General features: G+C 43.8%; 2 protein-coding genes. Both read right to left on the minus strand.

Features of this window, described 5'->3' with window-relative positions:
• Positions 1-29 precede the first annotated feature (29 nt).
• The gene (locus OSCIL6407_RS37480; RefSeq protein ID WP_456077501.1) at positions 30-248 is read right to left on the minus strand and encodes a hypothetical protein; all 219 of its coding nucleotides are present in this window, start codon (positions 246-248) and stop codon (positions 30-32) included.
• Positions 223-417, minus strand: coding sequence for a hypothetical protein (locus tag OSCIL6407_RS37485; RefSeq protein ID WP_019488041.1), 195 nt, complete (start codon positions 415-417; stop codon positions 223-225). Before OSCIL6407_RS37485 ends, OSCIL6407_RS37480 begins: the two co-directional genes overlap by 26 nt.
• Positions 418-495 lie beyond the last annotated feature (78 nt).

Raw genomic sequence — 495 nt, forward strand, 5'->3', positions numbered from 1 at the left:
CACCACTGGCAAACTGCCCAATCAAATACTCATAGGCATCCCCCACGCACATCGCTCTCGGTGTCTCCCAACCGAAAATCAATCTTATCCAGATGCACTAAAATCTTGGCAATTAAAGCATTTTTCGCCTTCGGAGTCCGCCCCAACTTTGTCGAATTCAGATCCAGATCCTCAAACAAATGATCAAAATCTTCCTCACTTTCCTTGCCCATTGTGGAGCGTTCAATGTTGTTTAAAACATCCGTCAAATCCCCTAAAATAAAAATTGAACTCTTTTTCTAACTCCTCATCACTAATCTCATCCTTATCCGCCTGATTGCCTAATGCCCGTTTAGCCAGAGAACTAAACAACTCAGATGGCTTCAAAAAATAACCCAACTCGGCAATAGATTCCAGAGGGTTTCCCAGTGGAAGCAAAAGCGTTTAAACAATTGGCGAATTTAGCTCAAGTTAGCCATCCCAAAGGTGGTTGTGTTTGCTGCGCGATCGCGACTC

It is taken from the genome of Kamptonema formosum PCC 6407 (assembly GCF_000332155.1).
In the GTDB taxonomy this organism is placed as follows: domain Bacteria; phylum Cyanobacteriota; class Cyanobacteriia; order Cyanobacteriales; family Microcoleaceae; genus Kamptonema; species Kamptonema formosum.